The organism is Enterobacter huaxiensis (assembly GCF_003594935.2).
In the GTDB taxonomy this organism is placed as follows: Bacteria; Pseudomonadota; Gammaproteobacteria; order Enterobacterales; family Enterobacteriaceae; genus Enterobacter; species Enterobacter huaxiensis.
Genome location: NZ_CP043342.1, coordinates 2,816,001 through 2,834,761, shown reverse-complemented (window position 1 = coordinate 2,834,761; position 18,761 = coordinate 2,816,001). Strand labels below are relative to the sequence as shown.

The 18,761-nt window shown below is 53.9% G+C and carries 21 protein-coding genes and 1 other annotated feature; of the genes, 11 read left to right on the top strand and 10 right to left on the bottom strand.

Annotated elements, in window-relative coordinates:
- Window positions 1–9 precede the first annotated feature (9 nt).
- Entirely contained in the window at window positions 10–2,259 is a 2,250-nt protein-coding gene (katE, locus tag D5067_RS13560; protein WP_119934580.1) for a catalase HPII, read from the bottom strand.
- 203 nt (window positions 2,260–2,462) lie between these two features.
- On the opposite strand from katE, the gene cedA reads away from it, so the two are divergent.
- Window positions 2,463–2,702 (top strand): cell division activator CedA, encoded by a 240-nt coding sequence (gene cedA / locus D5067_RS13555; protein WP_233606865.1) that lies wholly within the window; start codon window positions 2,463–2,465, stop codon window positions 2,700–2,702.
- A gap of 48 nt (window positions 2,703–2,750) precedes the next feature.
- Here the strand turns inward: cedA and tcyP are convergent, their stop codons facing one another.
- From tcyP to hxpB, 4 genes are all read right to left on the bottom strand, one after another.
- Window positions 2,751–4,142: a cystine/sulfocysteine:cation symporter gene (gene tcyP / locus D5067_RS13550; RefSeq protein ID WP_119934578.1), complete on the bottom strand. Its 1,392-nt coding sequence runs from the start codon at window positions 4,140–4,142 to the stop codon at window positions 2,751–2,753.
- A 127-nt stretch (window positions 4,143–4,269) separates the two neighbouring features.
- Window positions 4,270–4,860 (bottom strand): metal-dependent hydrolase, encoded by a 591-nt coding sequence (locus tag D5067_RS13545; RefSeq protein ID WP_119934577.1) that lies wholly within the window; start codon window positions 4,858–4,860, stop codon window positions 4,270–4,272.
- A 94-nt stretch (window positions 4,861–4,954) separates the two neighbouring features.
- Window positions 4,955–5,716 carry a 2-dehydro-3-deoxy-D-gluconate 5-dehydrogenase KduD gene (gene kduD, locus D5067_RS13540; RefSeq protein WP_119935438.1) on the bottom strand — a complete coding sequence of 254 codons (762 nt, stop codon included), beginning with the start codon at window positions 5,714–5,716 and terminating at the stop codon, window positions 4,955–4,957.
- A gap of 130 nt (window positions 5,717–5,846) precedes the next feature.
- Window positions 5,847–6,518, bottom strand: a complete 672-nt coding sequence (hxpB, locus tag D5067_RS13535) for a hexitol phosphatase HxpB (RefSeq protein WP_119934576.1) — start codon at window positions 6,516–6,518, stop codon at window positions 5,847–5,849.
- Between the two features lie 145 nt (window positions 6,519–6,663).
- On the opposite strand from hxpB, the gene D5067_RS13530 reads away from it, so the two are divergent.
- Window positions 6,664–7,200, top strand: coding sequence for a YniB family protein (locus D5067_RS13530; protein ID WP_119934575.1), 537 nt, complete (start codon window positions 6,664–6,666; stop codon window positions 7,198–7,200).
- A gap of 36 nt (window positions 7,201–7,236) precedes the next feature.
- Here the strand turns inward: D5067_RS13530 and D5067_RS13525 are convergent, their stop codons facing one another.
- The 3 genes from D5067_RS13525 to pfkB form a co-directional block, all read right to left on the bottom strand.
- Window positions 7,237–8,097: a fructosamine kinase family protein gene (locus D5067_RS13525; protein ID WP_119934574.1), complete on the bottom strand. Its 861-nt coding sequence runs from the start codon at window positions 8,095–8,097 to the stop codon at window positions 7,237–7,239.
- Between the two features lie 105 nt (window positions 8,098–8,202).
- Window positions 8,203–8,493 (bottom strand): type V toxin-antitoxin system endoribonuclease antitoxin GhoS, encoded by a 291-nt coding sequence (gene ghoS, locus D5067_RS13520; protein WP_119934573.1) that lies wholly within the window; start codon window positions 8,491–8,493, stop codon window positions 8,203–8,205.
- A gap of 104 nt (window positions 8,494–8,597) precedes the next feature.
- The gene (gene pfkB, locus D5067_RS13515) at window positions 8,598–9,530 is read right to left on the bottom strand and encodes a 6-phosphofructokinase II (RefSeq protein WP_119934572.1); all 933 of its coding nucleotides are present in this window, start codon (window positions 9,528–9,530) and stop codon (window positions 8,598–8,600) included.
- A 295-nt stretch (window positions 9,531–9,825) separates the two neighbouring features.
- On the opposite strand from pfkB, the gene D5067_RS13510 reads away from it, so the two are divergent.
- Window positions 9,826–10,584 (top strand): DUF481 domain-containing protein, encoded by a 759-nt coding sequence (locus D5067_RS13510; protein WP_119934571.1) that lies wholly within the window; start codon window positions 9,826–9,828, stop codon window positions 10,582–10,584.
- 264 nt (window positions 10,585–10,848) lie between these two features.
- A complete protein-coding gene (locus D5067_RS13505; protein WP_119935437.1) occupies window positions 10,849–11,082 on the top strand; it encodes a YdgH/BhsA/McbA family protein in 234 nt (77 codons plus the stop codon).
- Between the two features lie 188 nt (window positions 11,083–11,270).
- On the opposite strand, the gene yniD is transcribed toward D5067_RS13505, so the two are convergent.
- The gene (gene yniD, locus D5067_RS13500; RefSeq protein WP_119934570.1) at window positions 11,271–11,378 is read right to left on the bottom strand and encodes a small membrane protein YniD; all 108 of its coding nucleotides are present in this window, start codon (window positions 11,376–11,378) and stop codon (window positions 11,271–11,273) included.
- 97 nt (window positions 11,379–11,475) lie between these two features.
- Window positions 11,476–11,568 carry a stress response membrane protein YncL gene (gene yncL, locus D5067_RS13495; RefSeq protein WP_119934569.1) on the bottom strand — a complete coding sequence of 31 codons (93 nt, stop codon included), beginning with the start codon at window positions 11,566–11,568 and terminating at the stop codon, window positions 11,476–11,478.
- Between the two features lie 323 nt (window positions 11,569–11,891).
- On the opposite strand from yncL, the gene thrS reads away from it, so the two are divergent.
- The 7 genes from thrS to pheT all read left to right on the top strand — a co-directional run bounded on the left by thrS (window position 11,892) and on the right by pheT (window position 18,759).
- Window positions 11,892–13,820, top strand: coding sequence for a threonine--tRNA ligase (gene thrS / locus D5067_RS13490; RefSeq protein ID WP_119934568.1), 1,929 nt, complete (start codon window positions 11,892–11,894; stop codon window positions 13,818–13,820).
- A 3-nt stretch (window positions 13,821–13,823) separates the two neighbouring features.
- Window positions 13,824–14,366 carry a translation initiation factor IF-3 gene (infC, locus tag D5067_RS13485; RefSeq protein ID WP_059443439.1) on the top strand — a complete coding sequence of 181 codons (543 nt, stop codon included), beginning with the start codon at window positions 13,824–13,826 and terminating at the stop codon, window positions 14,364–14,366.
- A gap of 96 nt (window positions 14,367–14,462) precedes the next feature.
- Complete coding sequence (gene rpmI, locus D5067_RS13480; protein ID WP_003030583.1) at window positions 14,463–14,660, top strand: 50S ribosomal protein L35; 198 nt, start codon at window positions 14,463–14,465, stop codon at window positions 14,658–14,660.
- 51 nt (window positions 14,661–14,711) lie between these two features.
- A complete protein-coding gene (gene rplT / locus D5067_RS13475; protein ID WP_000124850.1) occupies window positions 14,712–15,068 on the top strand; it encodes a 50S ribosomal protein L20 in 357 nt (118 codons plus the stop codon).
- A gap of 117 nt (window positions 15,069–15,185) precedes the next feature.
- Window positions 15,186–15,310 (top strand) — a sequence feature (Phe leader region).
- Window positions 15,191–15,235 carry a pheST operon leader peptide PheM gene (pheM, locus tag D5067_RS13470; RefSeq protein WP_001386830.1) on the top strand — a complete coding sequence of 15 codons (45 nt, stop codon included), beginning with the start codon at window positions 15,191–15,193 and terminating at the stop codon, window positions 15,233–15,235. (Overlaps the previous feature by 45 nt.)
- Before the next feature lie 62 nt (window positions 15,311–15,372).
- Window positions 15,373–16,356 (top strand): phenylalanine--tRNA ligase subunit alpha, encoded by a 984-nt coding sequence (pheS, locus tag D5067_RS13465; RefSeq protein ID WP_119934567.1) that lies wholly within the window; start codon window positions 15,373–15,375, stop codon window positions 16,354–16,356.
- Between the two features lie 15 nt (window positions 16,357–16,371).
- Window positions 16,372–18,759: a phenylalanine--tRNA ligase subunit beta gene (pheT, locus tag D5067_RS13460; RefSeq protein ID WP_119934566.1), complete on the top strand. Its 2,388-nt coding sequence runs from the start codon at window positions 16,372–16,374 to the stop codon at window positions 18,757–18,759.
- Window positions 18,760–18,761 lie beyond the last annotated feature (2 nt).

The window sequence follows — 18,761 nt, the reverse complement described above, 5'->3', positions numbered from 1 at the left end:
CGGCTTTTTTTACGCCGGGATCCGATCGATCTTACTGCTGCGCGACCAGACGCGGTGCGCGGCGAGTAAATCAAACAGCTTCGTCATAAACGCATCGTCGACGTTATCGCCTTCCACAATGCCGTCTTCCCCCTGATCCGCCACCTTCAGCTGCGCTTTGAACTGTCGCGCATCGCCTGCCAGGGCGATCGGCTTCAGATGCTTATAGGCTTCCAGCAGGTAGTAAACGGCATCGCCGTTCGTCAGCAGGCTGTCAATATCCCCGCACGGCACAATCACCGCATCCACCGTCAACGATGGCGCACCGGCAAAGGTGGCGGCAACAGGCAGTACCGAACCATCATCGGCCGTCACTTCGCCCATGCGAGAATAAAGGAGCTTCGCGTGCACGCCCTGGGTTTTCAGCGCCTGCATAATGCCCAGCACGTCGCTGGCGCGGGTTTTATCGTTCAGCAGGATTGCCACCACCCGGCCCTTAATGGAACCGCCCGGCACGGCATAGAGGCTCAGGGACGGATCCTTCTTCAGCCCGTTAACGTCTTTCGGCGGGGCAGCATTGCGCTGGTCATCGGTCAGCGTAATGCCGAGATTATCGGCAACGCTCTGAGCAAGCTGGATATCGATATGCGCCAGCTGGTCGACGACGCGCTCACGAATATACGTTCGCACCACTTTGCTCAGCTCAAAGCTAAACCCGCCGATGATATGCTGCTGCTCAATTGGGGTCTGGCTGTTCCAGAACAGGCGAGGGTGGGCGTAATACTCGCCAAACGACGGGCTGCGCTCGCGGATTTTGGTGCCTTCAACGCGTTCCTGATACGACTCGAACCCGCCGCGTTTTGGCGCAGGCGGTGTCTCTCGCGGCCAGTTGTCGTTGATTGAGTTCGGCTCATAGTTCGCCGGGTTAGTGTCGATATCCTGGCGATGCATCCCGTCACGCTGGAAGTTGTGGTACGGGCAGGTCGGCCGGTTGATCGGGATTTCGTGGAAGTTCGGCCCGCCGAGACGGCTGATTTGCGTATCGGTGTAGGAGAACAGGCGGCCCTGCAGCAGCGGATCGTTGGTGAAGTCCAGGCCGGGAACGATGTGGCCCGGATGGAACGCGACCTGCTCGTTCTCGGCAAAGAAGTTATCCGGGTTGCGGTTAAGCACCATTTTGCCCACCAGCTGAACCGGCACCAGCTCCTCGGGAATGAGTTTGGTCGGATCGAGCAGGTCGAAATCGAATTTGAATTCGTCCTCTTCCGGGATCAGCTGGAGCCCTAACTCGTATTCGGGGAAATCGCCGGCTTCGATGGATTCCCACAGCTCGCGGCGGTGGAAGTCCGGATCGCGGCCGGTCAGCTTCTGAGCCTCATCCCATACCAGCGAGGCTTTACCCGCCACCGGCTTCCAGTGGAAGCGCACGAAGGTGGCTTTACCTTCGGCGTTAATCAGGCGGAAGGTATGGATGCCAAACCCCTCCATGGTGCGATAGCTGCGCGGAATACCGCGGTCGGACATCGCCCACATGACGTTATGCAACGTTTCAGGCTGGAGTGAGACGTAGTCCCAGAAGGTATCGTGCGCGCTTTGTCCCTGCGGTACGGCCCAGTGCGGCTCCGGTTTTACTGCATGGACAAAGTCTGGAAACTTATGCGCATCCTGAATGAAGAAGACAGGGGTGTTATTTCCGACCAGATCGAAAATCCCCTCTTCGGTGTAAAACTTGGTCGCGAAGCCGCGGATGTCGCGCACCGTGTCGGCCGAGCCCGCGCCGCCCTGAACGGTAGAGAAGCGCACGAATACCGGCGTCACCTTATCCGGGTCGGACAGGAAATCGGCCTTGGTGATCGCTTTTAAGCTTTTATAGGGCTGGAAATAGCCGTGGGCCGCGGAACCGCGGGCGTGAACGATACGCTCAGGGATGCGTTCATGGTCAAAGTGGGTGATTTTCTCCCGCAGGATAAAATCTTCCAGCAGGGTGGGGCCGCGCGAGCCGGCGCGCAGGGAATTTTGATCGTCGGCAATGCGTACCCCCTGATTGGTGGTCAGCGCATGGCCTTCTCCACCTTTACGGTGAGGGTCGAGGGATTTTAATTTCTCGTTCTCCGCATCGGGTGACTTAACGCTTCCCGGGGCGGTAGGCTGTTCCCCTGGCGCGGAAGGGCCTGGTGAAGGCTGATGAGATCCGTCAGCAGGGGCGAGTGAATCCATTCCCGGTTGCGATTCTTCAGTGCCATGAATGGGTGACTGGTGTGTATTATCTTTGTTCGACATTGCACGATTCTCCTTGATTCATTGCTAAAAACCCTATTAAGGATAGAACAATGTCGCAAGTTGGCTCGCTAACTAAGAGTTTTCAGGTGCCGCCGTTAACGAATGGAGCTATCTGGCACATGCAGGGCGCGACGTTTGAGGGCAGGATCGGCTATCATAGAATTTTCCTGCTTCCAGAATTTGCTTTAGTGAACCAGTCGCTTATGAAACCTCTTCGTCAACAAAACCGCCAGGTTATTAGCTATGTGCCCCGCGTTGAGCCCGCGCCGCCTGACCATGCCCTGAAAGTGGATGGCTTTCGCGATGTCTGGCAGTTACGGGGTAAATACGTGGCTTTTGTCCTGATGGGTGAACATTTCCGCCGCTCGCCCACGTTTACGGTGCCGGAATCCGCCCAGCGGTGGGCGTCGCAGATCCGTCAGGATGAAGAAGTAGACGAATAACAGCCATAAAAAAACCGCCCGAGGGCGGTTTTTTTATTTCAACAGCGATTAACGGTGCGCCAGCTCGGCGTCGTCTTCACTTTCCAGAATCGCTTTGTCGGTCTGCTTCAGCCACTGGCTGGTCAGCGTACCGGCCGTCATAGAGCCGCTCACGTTCAGCGCGGTACGGCCCATGTCGATCAGCGGTTCAACGGAGATCAGCAGCGCAACCAGCGTTACCGGCAGGCCCAGCGCAGGCAGAACGATCAGAGCTGCGAAGGTTGCACCGCCGCCTACGCCCGCAACGCCTGCGGAGCTGATGGTTACAATGCCCACCAGGGTGGCAATCCACACCGGATCGAGCGGGTTAATACCCACGGTTGGCGCAACCATCACCGCCAGCATTGCCGGGTAGAGGCCCGCACAGCCGTTCTGACCAATGGTCGCACCAAAGGAAGCTGAGAAGCTGGCGATAGACTCCGGCACGCCCAGGCGACGGGTCTGCGCTTCCACGTTCAGCGGAATAGAGGCTGCGCTGGAACGGCTGGTGAAGGCGAAGGTCAGCACAGGCCACACTTTGCGGAAGTATTTCAGCGGGCTCACGCCGTTCACGCCCAGCAGGATGCCGTGCACCACGAACATAATGCCCAGGCCCAGATAAGAGGCGACAACGAAGCTACCCAGCTTGATGATGTCCTGCAGGTTAGAGCCTGCAACCACTTTGGTCATCAGCGCCAGCACGCCGTACGGCGTAAGCTGCATCACCAGGCGAACCAGCTTCATCACCCAGCTTTGCAGGGTATCGATAGCGGTCAGCACGCGTTCGCCTTTTGGCGCGTCGTCTTTCAGCAGCTTCAGCGCCGCTACGCCCAGGAACGCGGCGAAGATCACCACGCTGATGATCGAGGTTGGGCTCGCACCGGTCAGGTCAGCAAACGGGTTCTTCGGAATGAATGAGAGCACCATCTGCGGAACCGTCAGGTCTGCCAGTTTGCCAACATAGTTGGTCTGGATGGCGGTAAGACGTGCGGTTTCAGCCGAGCCTTGTACCAGACCTTCTGCGGTCAGGCCAAACAGGTTGGTCACCAGCACGCCGACCAGGGCAGCAATGAGCGTAGTGAACAGCAGCGTACCGATGGTCAGGAAGCTGATTTTACCCAGCTGAGTGGCGTTATGCAGACGGGCAACGGCGCTCAGAATAGAGGCAAACACCAGCGGCATAACGATCATCTGCAGCAGCTGTACATAGCCGTTACCGACGATGTTAAACCACTGAATGGAGTCTTTCAGAACCGGGTTGTCAGAGCCGTAAATAGCCTGTAATGCCAGACCAAATACAACACCCATTCCCAGACCGACAAGTACCTTCTTCGCCAGGCTCCACTGTTTGTGGCGCGTCTGCGCGAGAAGCAATAGCAATACGACGAACACGACAATGTTCGCGATGAGTGGAAAATTCATCCCCGTTCTCCTGATTTATTTTACGGTCGGTTTTTACCGATCCTGTTGGCGCAAGATTATCAGAAGTGTGAAGTCACGCTTATATCCAAATGGAATGGGTTATGACAAATGCGACTATTTTGCCGGTTTACTGTTCAATCTGGTGATTAATAAAACGATTGAACTGAAATTGCAGGGAATTGATCATCTGTGAGGACCAGCGGACTGCACTGTTTTCGGGCAATGTCTGGGGCATCCAGACCGCGTAGGCAAAAAGCGCCATACACAATACGCGCTCGAGCTGGTTACCTTTCTGCGGAGCGAGGATAGGGAAGCGGAAACGCCAGCGGCAGGGCCACAGCAGCGGCACGCCTGCAGGCGTCAGCATATCTGCCAGGATGTGGCTTAAATAGCCGAGCACCATCCCCTGAATGGCATCGCCGGGGACGATCCAGCTTTCGGGTACTTTCAAATAGAAAAGCGTGAGCAGGCCAAAGACGGCCAGCAGGCTGTGGGTGAAACCGCGATGCCCAAACGCCCGGGCGATAGGCTTTGATATCCACTTCAGCCGTTGCCCCAGAAACGATTTTGGGTGATCGATATCGGGCAGCAGGCATGTCAATACGGCGGAAGGCACAACATGCCACCAGTCCCCCTGTGCCAGCACAGGGGTCAGTTCAGCGTTTTTAGCAAACACTGCGCATGCAATTGAAAAAAGCAGGTGGCCTTCCGCCGTCATGATAAAACCCAGGAAACTGTCAATTCATACAGTATAGGGTTTTTATACAGTGCGCGGAAGTAGTGACGGTGTAACTCTTTGTCACAAAGCGGCGCTAGCGCGCCAGCCAGCCGCCGTCTACGGCCAGAGTGTGACCGTTGACGTAATCCGACGCCGCAGACGCCAGAAACACTACCGGACCCTGCAAATCTTCCGGCAGACCCCAGCGTCCCGCGGGAATACGGTCAAGGATCTCCTGGCTACGCTGCTGGTCATCGCGCAGCTGCTGCGTATTATTTGTGGCCATATAGCCTGGCGCGATGGCATTCACGTTAATACCGTGCGCTGCCCACTCGTTTGCGAGCAGGCGCGTGATGCCCAGAACCCCGCTTTTAGACGCCGTATAAGAGGGGACGCGAATACCGCCCTGGAAGGAGAGCATTGAGGCGATATTGATGATTTTCCCCCCCTGGCCCTGACGGATAAACTGTTTCGCTACCGCCTGAGACAGGAAAAAGACCGATTTGAGGTTCAGGTTGATGACGTCATCCCAGTTTTTTTCGCTGAAGGTAAGGGCATCTTCCCGACGAATGGTACCGGCGTTATTGACCAGGATATCAACACGTCCCATCTCAGCAACCGCGCTATCCACCACGCTCTGAAGCGTCTCCTGCTGGCCGAGATCGGCCCGAATCGCCATAAACCGCCTGCCGAGCGCGGTAACGCGAGCCGCCGTCTCGTCTGGCACCTTTCGGTTCACGCCAACGATGTCGCACCCGGCCTGCGCCAGCGCCACCGCCATGCCCTGTCCCAGACCGGTATCGCACCCGGTGACGATGGCCACTTTGCCAGAAAGAGAGAAAGTATCCAGTATCATACGCGCCTCAGAAGTAGGGTTATTGTCATTCTGAAGGTAAGAATAGGAGGCGAGGAAGGGAAAAGCAAACAAACTAAAACGATGTTTTACTTTATTTTCAGGCAGCACGGCGCTGCCTGAAAGAGAGGCGCTATTCGCCGCGCAAATGCTGAGCGGTTAAGGCTACCAGTGAATCCAGCTTCACGTCAGCGAGCGCAAAACGGGGATCGTGGCGGCCTTCCTCGGCAGGCACGACGATTGAACGCATGCGTGCGGCTTTAGAGGCCACCATGCCGTTAACGGAATCTTCCAGCGCCACGCAGGTGAGCGGATCCAGACCCAGCTTCGCGGCGCAGTCCATATAGACCTGAGGATGCGGCTTGCTGTAGGGAAGTTTCTCGGCTGAGGCCAGGGCGTCGAAGCTGTCGCGCAGATCGAACATGGTCAAAACTTTTTCCAGCATGTGCAGCGGTGAGGCGGAGGCCAGTCCTACCTTCAGGCCCTGTGCTTTGCACAGCGCGATAGCGTCCCGCACGCCGGGAAGCAGGGGCTTGTTCTCTTCGACCAGCGATATGGCGCGGTTGATGATGCGCGCGGTTACTTCCTCGCGATCGGGGCCAACCCAGGGCTGATGGGCGTACCAGAGATCAACCACCATGTCGATACGCAGCCCCAGCGTATCGGGAAGCTCGTTTCGGCGGCCGATATCAACGCCAAGACTGGCCATTACGTCCAGTTCAGCCCGATCCCACAGCGGTTCGGAATCAATCAGTAATCCATCCATGTCAAAAATAGCGGCAAGTATTTGGCGCGGTGTCGACATCACAACATCTCCTTATCAACGGTGTTCGACGGACGAACGATACTAAGCACAAGCAATTTAGCATATTGCTTTTAAAGATCGGGCGAAATTGATGGGCAGCAGGTAGACTTAGGCACAAATAACGCGTCTTTTTGAAGGGGAACTGATGACGTATCAACAAGCTGGACGCATCGCTGTCTTAAAACGTATTGCCGGTTGGGTTATTTTTATTCCGGCCGTGATTTCCACGCTGATTTCCGTATTTAAATTTATGTACGATCACAGCGAAAAACAGCCAGGTATCAATGCGGTAATGCTTGATTTCGCACATGTCATGATTGAAATGATGCGTTTCAATACCCCGTTCTTAAACTTTTTCTGGTTTAACTCACCGACGCCGGATTTTCATCAGCAGATGAATATTGGTTTTTGGGTAATTTACGCGCTGATCTTCGTTGCGATGGCGCTGCAGGCCTCCGGCGCGCGCATGAGCCGCCAGACGCGCTTTTTACGTGAAGGCGTCGAGGACCAGCTGATCCTGGAGAAAGCGAAAGGGGCAGAAGGCATGTCCCGCGAACAAATTGAGTCCCGCATCGTTGTTCCGCGCCACACGATTTTTCTGCAGATCTTCCCGCTCTACGTGCTTCCGGTCATCATCATTGTGGCAGGGTACTTCTTCTTCTCTCTGCTCGGCTTCATTTAGCCTCAGCACGGGTGGCATTCTGCCACCCGTCCAGGGTCATGCCGCGAGAATGCGGTCCAGGGCGCGTTGAGCGTTTACCAGGTGTCCGCCGCCGAAGAGGATCGCCCGGTTAATCAGGGTGTAAAGCTGATAGACCGGCTGACGCTCAGGGAAATCTGCCGGCAGCGGCGAGACCGACTGGTAGCCGTCGTAGATTTGCGGTGGCTGCTCAGGGTGCAGCGGCAGCATTGCCAGATCGCACTCTCTGTCGCCCCAGTAGCATGCAGGGTCGAAGATATAGGGCCCGTTTGGCCCCAGCGCACAGTTTTCGGACCACAAATCACCGTGTAACAGCGAAGGCTGCGGTTGATGCGATGACAGGCGCTGCTGAACGTGTTCAACAATGGCGTCAATATTGCCAAACTCCAGCCCTTTCTCGGCGGCCAGCTCGAGCTGCCAGCCGATGCGCTGCTCGGCAAAGAAGGTTGACCAGCGCCGCTGCCAGGCATTCGGCTGCGGCGTGGTGGAGAGGTCATTATCAAAATCAAGACCAAACTGCGGCTGGTCGCTCCACTGGTGAAGACGGGCAATTTGCTGTCCGAGGATAAACGCGCTGTGCGCGTCTAACGGGCGGGCCGGGAGATAGTCCATCACCAGAAAACTGTAGTCACGGTCGCTTCCCACGGCCCACACCTGGGGGACAGTGACCGTTTTACTGCGCGACAGCAGCTCAAGCTGATCGGCTTCGGCAGTGAAGATGGGGAGGAGCTCGCGCTCATCACATTTAACAAAAAGGTCGCGTCCAGCGTAGCGCAAATGCCACGCGGCGTGGATCTCTCCGCCAGGCAATTCGTTACGCAGTTCAATTTCACCTTCACCCAGTTGCTCACTTAAAAGATGACTGATAGCCTGCCACATGATGCCTCTCCCATGTTGTCTGCCAGATCATAAAGTTAGCGCAAAACGGCTGTTAAAAAATACGAACTAACGCACACCTGAGCGGTTTAAATTCATACAGGGCACTTATTGTTCACGTTTCTGCCAGTTTTCCCAGGTCGTCACGTTAATTTCGGTGGTTTTGTCGGTCACGCTTTCTGCAAGGCTGCTTGCGAGGGCATTCACTTCCTCCTCGCTAAGAGGGCTTATCAAACCAAAAGACAGGCTGCCTAAGTCATGAAGATTGCCTTCCTCGTCGGTCATGGTGAAAAGGAAGTTTGCCCGGGTAAAAGCGTTATTGAGCTCATTGAGCTCAGTCAGCGACGCTTCATGAATATTGACGTTTACTACGTAGCGGGTGATGTCACCACTGCTCATATTTCACCTCGTTGTTATCATGAAAGTTTTTTTAGCATAGCCGATAGTCCGCGTTTGGCGACCTCCGCACACGCTTCCCCCTCCGTACGGAAGGGGAGTGCGGGTTAGCTTCTGGACAGGTAGTCGACGATTTTCTGGGTGTCGGCAAGCGAACAGAGCCGCGTGCCCTGATTAATGGTCGCCGCGCTACCTGCCGCCACGCCATAGCGAGCCATCTCCAGCAGCGAAGCCCCCTCGGCAAGTTTTAGCGTCATCGCGCCGACCATACTGTCGCCTGCGCCAACGGTGCTTTGGCTTTTCATTGGGGGTGGGACGACCTGTGCAAAGCCGGTCTCATCCACCGCCAGCGCCCCCTGAGGACCAAGGGAAACCACAACGCGTAGCGCTTTACCGCTGCTGATCAGCTCCTGGGCGGCGGTGCGGACGTCATCAGGCTGGGTCAATTCTCGGTTGACCAGCGCGCTGAGCTCTTTCTGATTGGGCTTCACGAGTTCAAGATTTCCCGGGACTAACGCGGCGTGAAGCGCGTCGCCTGAACTGTCCACGATGCAGCGGATGCCGCGCTGCTGAACCGCACGAATAAGCGCTGTCAGTTTCTCCGGCTTAATCCCGGGCGGCAGGCTTCCGCTAATGACCAGCAATGCGCCGCTCTCAATCGCCAACACTTTTTCTTCTAGCTGACGAAATTCATCATCACTGAGCTTCGCGCCGGGCATGACGAAACGGTACTGCTCGCCGCTGGACTCAACGTGAACGTGCAGATTCTGCCGGGTCCAGTCTTTGGCATTGACCGTCTCGACGGCCACGTTCTCATCCGCCAGGAGAGAGACGAGATGTTCTCCCGTGGCCCCACCGGCGGGGAATATCGCGGTAGCTTTCCCGCCGAGGAAGGTGATGGCGCGGGCGACGTTGATGCCGCCGCCGCCCGGTTCAAATACCGGCGCGGTGCAGCGCAGCTTACCTTCAGGGTAAATCTGTGGCGTCAGGGTGGCAGAATCGAGGGAAGGGGAGAGTGTCAGGGTGTAAACAGAAACCATCATAACCTCCTTTTAACATGGGTTATTTTAAGCCTGGCACCAAATGGCAGGAAGGCAATGTAAATAACAGTATGATTTTAAATACGAATGATGACAAATCTTCATCCGAAGATATATAAATTAAAATGCGCTTTGAGATCGTTCTTATTCAAAAAATGAAATAAGAAAACATTGCTATGTTATTTGCGGCTTTTTATAATTTGTTACCTTTCTCTGGACGCCTTGTCATTGATCCTCAAGAAAGTTTCCGAGACCGTGATGGTCTCTTTTTTTGTTGTATGGACTCCTGAATAAAATGAAGCTTTTGAAGACAGTTCCTGCTGCACTGATGCTGGCAGGTGGTGTGTTTGCGTCAATGAATGCAGCCGCCGATGATTCCGTTTTTACTGTCATGGACGATCCAAGCTCCGCGAAAAAACCCTTCGAAGGTAACCTGAACGCAGGCTATCTGGCGCAATCGGGTAACACGAAAAGCTCCTCCCTGACCGCAGACAGCACCCTGACCTGGTACGGCAACACGACGGCGTGGTCGCTGTGGGGGAACGCCAGCAACACGTCCGCAAACGACGAACGATCTTCTGAAAAATATGCAGTGGGTGGACGTAGCCGTTACAACATGACCGATTATGATTACCTGTTCGGTCAGGCAAGCTGGTTAACCGACCGCTACAATGGCTATCGCCAGCGCGATGTCTTCACCGCGGGTTATGGCCGTCAGTTCCTGAACGGCCCGGTTCATAGCTTCCGTTTCGAATTTGGTCCGGGTGTGCGTTATGACGAATACACCGACGGCGACACCAAGACTCAGCCGTTAGGGTATGCCTCCGGCACGTATGCCTGGCAAATGACCGATACCACCCGATTCACCCAGGGTGTCTCCGTCTTCGGGGCTGATGATACGACGCTGAACTCTGAAACCGCGTTAAACGTGGCCATCAACGAACACTTTGGCTTAAAGGTTGCCTACAACGTCACGTGGAACTCTTCACCACCGGCTACGGCGCCTGAACATACCGACCGTCGAACCACGGTTTCTCTGGGCTATAAAATGTAAAACACGCGGGCCGAAATATACTCGGCCCGTTTTTTAAATTCTAAAATTGTGCTATTTTATTTTAAACGGTGTTTTAAAATAACTGGTCCACTAAAATCTCCATAGTTTCTTCATAATTATTCTCTGAGACAGATGTCGACTTTATTTGACACGTTTTGATAAATAAATTGCCTGGGCAAAAGTGTGATCCAGATCTACACTTACGGCACAGGCAGAATTCTGCCTCAAGACGTTCTGCATTAATTTAGAAAGAGAATAATGATTATGAAAAAAATCAAAACCGCTGCAGCAGCAATGGTGCTTTCCGCACTTTCTTTTGGCGTATTCGCTGCTGATGATGTAACCCAACCTGCCAGTGACGCCAATAGCCAAATCGGCATTACCAAAGCCTCTGATGTTGAGGCCGGCTCCAACATCGCGCCAGGTTCTCAGTCTACCGGCCAATCAATGAATGATGCCTTTGATGTTCATAAACTGGTGGCTGGCGAGTGGTCGTAACAGGCTTTGCGTTGTATCGTTACTGAAATCAACGCAATAACCTGACCTGGAAAAACCGGATTCTGTTGTACCGGTTTTTGATGCCGTAACGGTGTAAAGATATTTAAAGGATATTCAGTATCTGTATTTCGTTGTGGAAAATAACTCGCCTGAGATATTTGTCCGGCAAGGCGTTTCAGAATGTATTTTCAGCCCCAGATCATCGCAGCCCAACGCATTAACAGCATTGCCCCGCAAATCGCAATTAATACGACCACCATCTTCCAGTGTTTTACAGCAAAACGTTTAGTTGGCATAACCTCATCCTTGTCAGTTGATACGACCAGTCTACCAAAGGATGGCGCAGAATGCGCATTATCCGGGAGATAAGGTTATGCCACTTCACCGTCTTAACTAGAACCAGTGGAATCTATCGGCAAGGATCAGCACCAAACCGGCCGCTGAAAGAACATTCAATAACACTACGGTTCTACTGGATACATTCATGTGATGCTCCCTGGGGATGTTAGGACCAGTTCAAGAATAGCTCAGCAATGTTGGATTGCGAGCCGCGGCCCGCGAAAGTTCATCAACTCATTCAAAAGTATGAGCCGCTTAAACTGGTCGCGGAGGGTGCATTCGCCCTTTTATTAATGTTACCATTAGGGCGCTTGCCGTAAATCCGCATTCATCTGATTTCGCCAGGTGCATGATGACGAACCAATTTGACGATTGTTGGTCAGATGGTTAGGTTATCTATTGTTAAATAACGATTATTTTCTTTGTATATGCTCTTATGTGTGGGGCATCACTGCAAATAAGGATATAAAATGCCTGTAATTACTCTTCCTGATGGCAGCCAACGCCATTTCGACCACGCTGTTAGCCCAATGGATGTTGCCCTGGATATCGGTCCTGGCCTCGCGAAAGCGACCATTGCTGGCCGTGTAAACGGTGAGCTGGTTGATGCGTCCGATCTGATTGAAAGCGATGCTACCCTTGCAATCATCACCGCGAAAGACGAAGAAGGTCTGGAGATCATTCGTCACTCGTGTGCGCACCTGTTAGGTCATGCTATCAAGCAGCTGTGGCCAAACACCAAAATGGCGATCGGCCCGGTTATCGACAACGGCTTTTACTACGACGTTGATCTTGACCACACCCTGACCCAGGAAGATATCGACGCGCTCGAAAAACGTATGCACGAGCTCGCTGAAACCAACTACGACGTCATCAAGAAGAAAGTCAGCTGGCACGAAGCGCGTGAAACCTTCGTGAAGCGTGGCGAGAACTATAAAGTCACTATTCTTGACGAAAACATTTCTCATGATGACAAGCCTGGCTTGTATCATCACGAAGAATACGTCGACATGTGCCGTGGACCGCACGTGCCGAACATGCGCTTCTGTCATCACTTTAAACTGATGAAAATCGCAGGCGCCTACTGGCGTGGCGACAGCAACAACAAAATGTTGCAGCGTATCTATGGTACCGCGTGGGCTGATAAGAAAGCCCTGAACGCGTACCTGCAGCGCCTGGAAGAGGCTGCGAAGCGTGACCACCGTAAAATCGGAAAGCAGCTTGACCTGTACCATATGCAGGAAGAAGCGCCGGGTATGGTATTCTGGCATAATGACGGCTGGACTATCTTCCGTGAGCTGGAAACGTTCGTGCGTTCCAAGCTGAAAGAGTATCAGTATCAGGAAGTGAAAGGCCCGTTCATGATGGACCGTGTGCTGTGGGAAAAAACCGGCCACTGGGACAACTACAAAGATGCGATGTTCACCACCTCGTCTGAGAACCGTGAATACTGCATCAAGCCAATGAACTGTCCGGGCCACGTTCAGATCTTTAATCAGGGTCTGAAATCCTACCGCGACCTGCCGCTGCGTATGGCGGAGTTCGGTAGCTGCCACCGCAACGAACCATCGGGTGCGCTGCACGGCCTGATGCGCGTTCGTGGCTTTACTCAGGATGATGCGCATATCTTCTGTACTGAAGATCAGGTCCGTGATGAAGTTAACGCCTGTATTCGTATGGTCTACGATATGTACAGCACCTTTGGCTTCGAGAAGATCGTCGTCAAACTCTCAACGCGTCCGGAAAAACGTATCGGTAGCGATGAGACATGGGATCGCGCAGAAGCAGATCTCGCCGTCGCGCTGGAAGAGAACAACATTCCGTTCGAATACCAGCTGGGCGAGGGCGCCTTCTACGGTCCAAAAATTGAATTTACCCTGTATGACTGCCTCGATCGCGCATGGCAGTGCGGAACGGTACAGCTGGACTTCTCCCTGCCGCAGCGTTTAAGCGCCTCTTACGTTGGCGAAGACAACGAGCGTCAGGTACCGGTAATGATTCACCGTGCCATCCTCGGTTCACTGGAGCGCTTCATCGGCATCCTGACCGAAGAGTTCGCCGGCTTCTTCCCAACCTGGCTTGCGCCAGTGCAGGTAGTAGTGATGAACATTACCGATTCTCAGGCGGATTACGTTAAAGAATTGACGCAGAAACTACAAAATGCGGGCATTCGCGTAAAAGCAGACTTGAGAAATGAGAAGATTGGCTTTAAAATCCGCGAGCACACTTTACGTCGTGTCCCGTATATGTTGGTCTGTGGTGATAAAGAGGTGGAAGCAGGCAAAGTTGCCGTTCGCACCCGCCGTGGTAAAGACCTGGGGAGCCTGGACGTAAGTGAAGTGATTGAGAAGCTGCAACAAGAGATTCGCAGCCGCAGTCTTCAACAACTGGAGGAATAAGGTATTAAAGGCGGAAAACGAGTTCAAACGGCACGTCCGAATCGTATCAATGGCGAGATTCGCGCCCAGGAAGTTCGCTTAACAGATCTGGAAGGTGAGCCACTGGGGATTGTGAGTCTGAGAGAAGCGATCGAAAAAGCTGAAGAAGCTGGAGTAGATTTAGTTGAAATCAGCCCTAACGCCGAACCGCCAGTTTGTCGTATTATGGACTACGGCAAGTTCCTTTATGAAAAGAGTAAGTCTTCTAAGGAACAGAAGAAGAAGCAAAAAGTTATCCAGGTTAAGGAAATCAAATTCCGTCCTGGTACCGACGATGGCGATTATCAGGTAAAACTCCGCAGCCTGATTCGCTTTCTGGAAGATGGCGATAAGGCCAAGATCACGCTGCGTTTCCGCGGTCGTGAGATGGCCCACCAACAGATCGGTATGGAAGTGCTTAACCGCGTCCGTGAAGATCTGAGTGAACTGGCAGTAGTCGAATCCTTCCCTACGAAGATCGAAGGCCGCCAGATGATCATGGTGCTCGCTCCTAAGAAGAAACAGTAAGGCCTTCAAGCAGCAAAATCTGTGGAGCCTTCGGGTTTCATAGGTTTTGTTCGCCTATGTTTCGTTTATTAACAATGCGAAGTGGAAGTTATTAAGATGCCAAAAATTAAGACCGTACGCGGTGCTGCTAAGCGCTTCAAAAAAACCGGTGGTGGTGGATTTAAGCGTAAGCACGCAAACCTGCGTCATATTCTGACCAAAAAATCTACTAAGCGTAAACGTCACCTGCGTCCAAAAGGCCTTGTTTCTAAAGGCGATCTGGGTCTGGTTATCGCGTGCCTGCCGTACGCATAAGCCGTTAACGTTTAATTTTTTTACTAAGAATATAGATACAGGAGAGCACATATGGCTCGCGTAAAACGTGGTGTAATTGCACGTGCACGTCACAAGAAAATTTTGAAACAAGCTAAAGGCTACTACGGTGCGCGTTCACGCGTATACCGCGTTGCCTTCCAGGCTGTTATCAAAGCAGGTCAGTACGCTTACCGTGACCGTCGTCAGCGTAAGCGTCAGTTCCGTCAACTGTGGATTGCGCGTATCAACGCAGCAGCACGTCAGAACGGTATTTCTTACAGCAAATTCATCAACGGCCTGAAAAAAGCCTCTGTTGAAATCGACCGTAAGATCCTGGCTGACATCGCAGTATTCGACAAAGTAGCGTTCACCGCTCTGGTCGAAAAAGCGAAAGCAGCACTGGCGTAAGCCAGTTGAGAGAGGGAGCTTTGCTCCCTCTTTTGTTTTAACATCATCAGAACATTGACTTTTACCCGTCCAGGCTTTTCAATAAGGTCTTCACGGTTTTTACCACACAAGGTAACGCAAGCATGAATGCTGCTATTTTCCGCTTCTTCTTTTACTTTAGCACCTGAACTCAGGAGGCTAGCGCGTGAAAGATGAAACGAAAAACAGCGCCAATTAAGCCTCCCAATGGAGGCTTTTTTTGTGTCTAAATTCGAGAGATTAAGTCCACCAAATCGGTGTCTGCACCGACATAATGAGGAAAACCATGTCACATCTCGCAGAGCTGGTTGCCAGTGCAACGGCCGCCATTAACCAGGCCTCAGATGTCGCCGCGTTAGACAATGTCCGCGTCGAATATCTGGGCAAGAAAGGGCATCTGACCCTTCAAATGACTACCCTGCGTGAGCTGCCTGCAGAAGAGCGCCCTGCAGCAGGGGCAGTGATTAACGAAGCCAAAGAGCAGGTACAGCAGGCACTGAACGCGCGTAAAGCGACGCTGGAAAGTGCGGTGCTGAATGCCCGTCTGGCTCAGGAAACCATTGACGTATCCCTGCCGGGGCGTCGCATTGAAAACGGCGGTCTGCACCCGGTAACCCGTACCATTGACCGCATTGAAAGTTTCTTCGGTGAGCTCGGCTTTACCGTGGCGACTGGCCCGGAAATCGAAGATGATTATCACAACTTCGACGCCCTCAACATTCCTGGCCATCATCCGGCACGCGCTGACCACGACACTTTCTGGTTCGACGCTACGCGCCTGCTGCGTACCCAGACTTCTGGCGTTCAGATCCGCACCATGAAGGATCAGGAACCTCCTATCCGTATTATCGCGCCGGGCCGCGTCTATCGTAACGACTACGACCAGACGCATACCCCGATGTTCCACCAGATGGAAGGCCTGATCGTTGATAAAAACATCAGCTTTACCAACCTGAAAGGCACGCTGCACGATTTCCTGAACAACTTCTTTGAGGAAGATCTGCAGGTTCGTTTCCGTCCGTCCTACTTCCCGTTCACCGAACCGTCTGCGGAAGTGGACGTGATGGGTAAAAACGGCAAATGGCTGGAAGTGCTGGGCTGCGGCATGGTGCATCCAAACGTGCTGCGCAATGTGGGTATCGATCCGGAAGTGTACTCCGGCTTTGCCTTCGGTATGGGCATGGAGCGTCTGACCATGCTGCGCTACGGCGTGACCGACCTGCGCGCCTTCTTCGAAAACGATCTGCGTTTCCTCAAACAGTTTAAATAAGGGCAGGACAGAACAATGAAATTTAGTGAACTGTGGTTACGCGAATGGGTGAACACTACGCTGGACAGCGACGCGCTTTCCAACCAGATCACCATGGCGGGTCTGGAAGTTGATGGCGTGGAACCCGTGTCAGGTGCCTTTAACGGTGTGGTAGTGGGTGAAGTGGTTGAATGCGGCCAGCACCCTAACGCCGACAAGCTGCGCGTGACAAAAGTGAACGTGGGCGGTGACCGTCTGCTGGATATCGTCTGCGGTGCGCCAAACTGCCGTCAGGGCCTGAAGGTGGCCGTGGCGACCGTGGGCGCCGTGCTGCCGGGTGATTTTAAGATCAAAGCGGCTAAGCTGCGCGGTGAGCCTTCTGAAGGCATGTTGTGCTCCTTCTCCGAGCTGGGTATTTCCGACGACCATAACGGCATTATCGAACTGCCGCTGGATGCGCCGATCGGAACCGATATCCGCGAATACCTGAAGCTTGATGACAACACCATCGAAATCAGCGTGACGCCAAACCGCGCCGACTGCCTGGGCATCATCGGCGTGGCGCGCGACGTTGCCGTGCTGAACCAGACTGAACTGAACGTGCCGGACATTGCGCCGGTTGAAGCGACCATCAGCGACGTGCTGCCTATCCGGGTTGACGCCGCTGACGCGTGCCCGCGCTACCTTGGCCGCGTGGTGAAAGGTATCAACGTTAAGGCACCAACCCCGCTGTGGATGAAAGAGAAGCTGCGCCGCTGCGGTATCCGTTCCATCGACGCCGTTGTTGACGTGACCAACTACGTTTTGCTGGAGCTGGGCCAGCCGATGCACGCATTCGATAAAGACCGTATCGAAGGCGGTATCGTTGTGCGCATGGCGAAAGAGGGTGAAACCCTGGTTCTGCTGGACGGCAGCGAAGCGAAACTGAACGCTGATACGCTGGTGATTGCTGACCACAGCAAAGCGCTGGCAATGGGCGGCATCTTCGGCGGTGAGCACTCTGGCGTAAACGATGAAACGCAAAACGTCCTGCTGGAATGTGCGTTCTTCAGCCCGCTCTCAATCACCGGTCGCGCGCGCCGTCACGGCCTGCACACCGATGCGTCTCACCGCTATGAGCGCGGCGTTGATCCGGCCCTGCAGTATAAAGCCATGGAGCGCGCGACCCGCCTGCTGATCGACATCTGCGGCGGTGAAGCGGGCCCGGTCATCGACGTGACCAACGAAGCCACGCTGCCTAAGCGCGCAACCATTACCCTGCGCCGCAGCAAGCTGGATCGCCTGATTGGCCATCACGTTGCGGATGCTCAGGTAAGCGACATTCTGCGCCGTCTGGGCTGCGACGTAACCGAAGGTCAGGACGAGTGGAAAGCCGTTGCGCCATCCTGGCGTTTCGACATGGAAATTGAAGAAGATCTGGTGGAAGAAGTGGCCCGCGTTTACGGCTACAACAACATCCCTGACGAGCCGGTACAGGCCGGTCTGGTGATGGGCACCCACCGCGAGGCCGACCTGTCCCTGAAGCGTGTGAAAACCATGCTCAACGACAAAGGTTACCAGGAAGTCATCACCTACAGCTTTGTCGATCCTAAGCTGCAGCAGCTGGTTCACCCGGGTCAGGAAGCGCTGATCCTGCCAAGCCCTATCTCCAGCGAGATGTCCGCAATGCGTCTGTCCCTGTGGACCGGCCTGCTGGGCACCATCGTTTATAACCAGAACCGTCAGCAAAACCGCGTGCGCATTTTCGAGAGCGGTCTGCGCTTTGTACCGGATACTCAGGCAAATTTAGGCATCCGTCAGGATCTCATGCTGGCCGGCGCTATCAGCGGTAACCGCTATGAAGAGCACTGGGATCTGGCAAAAGGCACGGTTGATTTCTACGATATGAAGGGCGATCTGGAAGCAATTCTGGATTTGACCGGTAAATTATCCGAAATTGAATTCCGCGCAGAAGCCATTCCGGCCCTGCATCCGGGCCAGAGTGCGACTATTTATCTGGACGGCAAACGCGTTGGTTTCATTGGCGTTGTGCACCCTGAGCTGGAACGTAAGCTCGACCTGAACGGCCGTACCATCGTGTTTGAGCTGGAGTGGAGCCCGGTGGCAGACCGCGTCATTCCTCAGGCTCAGGACGTATCACGCTTCCCGGCAAACCGCCGTGATATCGCAGTTGTGGTCGCTGAAAACGTGCCTGCAGCAGATATTTTGGCCGAATGTAAGAAAGTTGGCGTAAATCAGGTAGTTGGCGTAAACTTATTTGACGTGTACCGCGGCAAGGGCGTAGCAGAAGGTTTCAAGAGCCTCGCTATTAGCCTTATCCTTCAGGATACCAGCCGTACACTCGAAGAAGAGGAGATTGCCGCTACCGTCGCCAAATGTGTAGAGGCATTAAAAGAGCGATTCCAGGCATCATTGAGGGATTGAAC

Bases quoted from the DNA above. Each gene is read 5' to 3' on its own strand.
- pfkB (WP_119934572.1), bottom strand. From the start codon at position 9,530: ATGGTTTCTGTTTACACCCTGACACTCTCCCCTTCCCTCGATTCTGCC.
- pheT (WP_119934566.1), top strand. From the start codon at position 16,372: ATGAAATTTAGTGAACTGTGGTTACGCGAATGGGTGAACACTACGCTG.
- ghoS (WP_119934573.1), bottom strand. From the start codon at position 8,493: ATGAGCAGTGGTGACATCACCCGCTACGTAGTAAACGTCAATATTCAT.
- hxpB (WP_119934576.1), bottom strand. From the start codon at position 6,518: ATGTCGACACCGCGCCAAATACTTGCCGCTATTTTTGACATGGATGGA.
- rpmI (WP_003030583.1), top strand. From the start codon at position 14,463: ATGCCAAAAATTAAGACCGTACGCGGTGCTGCTAAGCGCTTCAAAAAA.
- pheS (WP_119934567.1), top strand. From the start codon at position 15,373: ATGTCACATCTCGCAGAGCTGGTTGCCAGTGCAACGGCCGCCATTAAC.
- thrS (WP_119934568.1), top strand. From the start codon at position 11,892: ATGCCTGTAATTACTCTTCCTGATGGCAGCCAACGCCATTTCGACCAC.
- rplT (WP_000124850.1), top strand. From the start codon at position 14,712: ATGGCTCGCGTAAAACGTGGTGTAATTGCACGTGCACGTCACAAGAAA.
- D5067_RS13545 (WP_119934577.1), bottom strand. From the start codon at position 4,860: ATGACGGCGGAAGGCCACCTGCTTTTTTCAATTGCATGCGCAGTGTTT.
- D5067_RS13505 (WP_119935437.1), top strand. From the start codon at position 10,849: ATGAAAAAAATCAAAACCGCTGCAGCAGCAATGGTGCTTTCCGCACTT.
- yniD (WP_119934570.1), bottom strand. From the start codon at position 11,378: ATGCCAACTAAACGTTTTGCTGTAAAACACTGGAAGATGGTGGTCGTA.
- D5067_RS13530 (WP_119934575.1), top strand. From the start codon at position 6,664: ATGACGTATCAACAAGCTGGACGCATCGCTGTCTTAAAACGTATTGCC.
- D5067_RS13510 (WP_119934571.1), top strand. From the start codon at position 9,826: ATGAAGCTTTTGAAGACAGTTCCTGCTGCACTGATGCTGGCAGGTGGT.
- tcyP (WP_119934578.1), bottom strand. From the start codon at position 4,142: ATGAATTTTCCACTCATCGCGAACATTGTCGTGTTCGTCGTATTGCTA.
- kduD (WP_119935438.1), bottom strand. From the start codon at position 5,716: ATGATACTGGATACTTTCTCTCTTTCTGGCAAAGTGGCCATCGTCACC.
- cedA (WP_233606865.1), top strand. From the start codon at position 2,463: ATGAAACCTCTTCGTCAACAAAACCGCCAGGTTATTAGCTATGTGCCC.
- katE (WP_119934580.1), bottom strand. From the start codon at position 2,259: ATGTCGAACAAAGATAATACACACCAGTCACCCATTCATGGCACTGAA.
- D5067_RS13525 (WP_119934574.1), bottom strand. From the start codon at position 8,097: ATGTGGCAGGCTATCAGTCATCTTTTAAGTGAGCAACTGGGTGAAGGT.
- yncL (WP_119934569.1), bottom strand. From the start codon at position 11,568: ATGAATGTATCCAGTAGAACCGTAGTGTTATTGAATGTTCTTTCAGCG.